At 57.9% G+C, this 3406-nt stretch carries 2 protein-coding genes; both read left to right on the top strand.

Going from position 1 to position 3406, the window contains the following annotated elements:
• Nucleotides 1–2169: valine--tRNA ligase (locus D5S03_RS12820; RefSeq protein WP_287044313.1), on the top strand; the 2169-nt coding region annotated here is incomplete at its 5' end.
• A 7-nt stretch (nt 2170–2176) separates the two neighbouring features.
• Nucleotides 2177–3406: uroporphyrinogen-III C-methyltransferase (gene cobA, locus D5S03_RS12815; protein WP_287044311.1), on the top strand; the 1230-nt coding region annotated here is incomplete at its 3' end.

The raw sequence follows: 3406 nt of genomic DNA, 5'->3' as shown, positions 1-3406 counted from the left end.
CTTTATGAACAGGGACTTATTTACCAGGGGGATTACATCATCAACTGGTGCATCCGCTGCCACACGGCCCTGTCCGATCTGGAAGTGGAATACTCCGAGGTTGACGGTGGGCTTTACCATCTGCGCTATCCCCTGGAGGACGGCTCCGGACACTTAGTGGTGGCCACCACGCGCCCTGAGACCATGCTTGGGGACACAGCAGTAGCGGTAAACCCGGAAGATGAGCGCTACAGGCACCTTATCGGCAAAAACGCTGTCCTGCCCTTTTTAAACCGCAGACTGCCCATCATAGGTGACGAATACGTGGACATGGAGTTCGGCACCGGGTGTCTGAAAATCACTCCCGCCCACGATCCCAACGACTTTGAACTGGGCCGCAAACACGGCCTGGAACTCATCCAGGTCATAGACGATCTGGGCGCAATGACCCCGGAGGCCGGCGAACAGTTCGCCGGGCTGGACCGCATGGAGTGCCGCAAAAAAATCCTGCAGGAATTAAAGGAAAAAGACCTCCTGGAAAGCTCTGCAGCTCACAGACACAGCGTGGGGCACTGCTACCGCTGCAGCGCCGTCTTGGAGCCCTATGTATCCAGGCAGTGGTTCGTCAAAGTCGGCCCCCTGGCCAGCAAGGCCCGGGATGCTGTATCCGGCGGAGATACGCGTATTGTGCCCGGACAGTGGGCCAAGACATATTTTGAATGGATGGACAACATCCGGGACTGGTGCATCTCCAGGCAGATCTGGTGGGGACACCGCATTCCGGCCTGGACCTGCCTGGACTGCGGAGAGCTCATGGTCACTAAGGAAGATCCCACCGTATGCACCAGGTGTGAAAGCTCCAGGCTGGAGCAGGACCAGGACGTGCTGGACACCTGGTTTTCCTCGGCCCTGTGGCCTTTCTCCACCCTGGGCTGGCCGGATGACACCAGAGACCTGCAGAAATTCTACCCCACCTCTGTTCTGGTCACCGCCTTTGATATCCTTTTTTTCTGGGTGGCCCGCATGATGATGATGGGTGTTCACTTCATGGAGCAGGTACCATTCAGGGACGTATACATCCACGCCCTGGTCCGGGACGCCTCCGGGCAGAAGATGAGCAAGTCCAAGGGCAACGTCATCGACCCCCTGCTCATGATGGACAAGTACGGCACCGATGCCTTCCGCTTCACCCTGACCTCCCTGGCGGCCATGGGCCGGGACATCAAGATGAGCGAGGACCGGGTGGAAGGTTACCGCCACTTCATCAACAAAATCTGGAACGCGGCCCGCTTCAGCCTCATGCATCTGCAGGAGCCGCCCCGCAGATTCCATGCATCTGCAGTGGACGGACTGGCTCACCAGTGGATTCTGCACCGCCTGGAAGAGGTCAAGGACCGGGTCCGGGATGCAGTGGAAAACTACCGCTTCAATGACGCGGCCCAGACCATGTATCAGTTCGTATGGCACTCCTTTTGCGACTGGTACCTGGAACTCATAAAGCCTGAGCTTTACGGGGAGGATGAAGCAGCAAAAGAACAGGCCAGAAGCAACCTCTCGCAGGTATTATCCGAAATCATCATCCTTTTGCACCCCATGATACCCTTTGCCACCCAGGAAATCTGGAGCAGGCTCCCGGGCAGGGAAAACCAGGATCTGAGCCGGGAACTCTACCCGGAAAAAAGGCCGCAGTGCAGCTTCCCTGAGGCCGCGGACAACATGGAATTCCTGCAGCAGGTGGTCACGGCTGTGCGCGGCATCAGAAGCGAGCTCAACATCGCCCCGGGCCTCAAGCTGGAGCTTTTGATGCAGGTGGATGGCCCGGACAGGGATTTTCTGATGAAACACAGGGATCTTATCCAGGGCCTGGCCGGACTGGGGGACATGCAGACCGGCATGGACCTTGAGCCCCCCAGGGGCTGCGGGGCAGCTGTAGTCAAGGGGTATGAACTCTTTGTACCTCTAAAAGGTGTGGTGGACATCCAGAGCGAACTGGCCAGACTGCAGAAGGAACTGGGCAAACTGGAAAAAGACCTAAGCGTGGTGGGCAAAAAACTGGAAAACCCGGGATTTTTAAACAATGCCCCTGCGGATGTGGTGGAAAAGGAGCAGGCCAAGGCAAATCGCATCCGGGAAGAAAAGGAAAAACTCCAGGCCCTTTACACCCGCCTTGAAGGCATACAGCAGGAGTAATAAATATATGGGCAAAGTATATCTCATAGGTGCCGGCCCAGGTGATCCCGGGCTTTTGACATTGAGGGCCAGGGACCTTTTGTCCATGGCCGACGTGGTGGTCTACGACTATTTGGCCAACGAGGACTTTCTGAAATTCTGCAGAAAGGATGCAGAACTTATTTACGTGGGCAAGAAAGGCGGCGATCATACCCTGAGCCAGGAAGGCATCAACCAGCTCCTGGTGGACCGGGCCGGCAGCGGCAACCATGTAGCCCGGCTCAAAGGCGGCGACCCTTATGTATTCGGGCGCGGGGCCGAAGAAGCCCAGGAACTCCTTCAGGCGGGCATAGACTTTGAGATCATCCCCGGAGTGACCTCGGCCGTGGCTGCCCCGGCCTACGCCGGAATCCCCCTGACTCACCGCAGGTACGCTTCTTCTGTCTCTTTTATCACCGGACACGAAGACCCGGACAAGCCTGAAAGCGCCCACAACTGGGCCAGCCTGGCCACCGGCACCAGCACCCTGGTCTTTTTCATGGGGGTCAAGAATCTGCAGCACATCAGCCACAGCCTCATCCAGGCCGGCATGGACCCGCAAACCCCTGCAGCCCTGGTTCGCTGGGGCACCACCTGCATGCACAGGTCCATGGTCTCCACCATACAGGACATTCCCGGCCAGGCAGTAGAACAGGGCTTCAAGCCCCCGTCCCTGCTGGTGGTGGGACATGTGGTCCACTTAAGAGATGAGCTCAACTGGTTTGAAAAACTGCCCCTCTTAGGCAGAGGCGTGGTGGTCACCCGGGCCAGGGAGCAGGCCAGCGGCCTGCTGGAGCAGCTCCGGGAACTGGGGGCCTGCTGCTATGAGTTTCCCACCATAGAGATCCAGTCCATGCCGGATTATTCAGATGTACAACAGGCCATATCCCATCTGTCCGGTTATGACTGGTTAGTGTTCACCTCGGTCAATGGAGTGCTTTATTTCTGGGCGGAACTGGAGCGGGCCGGCTTAGATTCCCGGGCCCTGGGAGGCAGGAAGGTGGCGGCCATTGGCCCGGCCACAGCCCAGGCCCTGGAACATCGGGGCATCCGCCCTGATTTTGTTCCGGACAAGTATGTGGCCGAATCCGTGGTTCAGGGACTTTTAGACCTTGGAGTGCAGGGTAAAAAAGTACTCATCCCCCGGGCGAAAGTAGCCAGGGAGGTCCTGCCTCAGGAACTGGAAAAGGCAGGTGCGGATGTGCATGTCCTGCCGGTT

Source organism: Desulfonatronospira sp. MSAO_Bac3, assembly GCF_003838035.1.
GTDB lineage: Bacteria > Desulfobacterota > Desulfovibrionia > Desulfovibrionales > Desulfonatronovibrionaceae > Desulfonatronospira > Desulfonatronospira thiodismutans.
The sequence above is the reverse complement of the archived record's forward strand: the minus strand, read 5'-3'. Positions and strand labels throughout refer to the sequence as shown.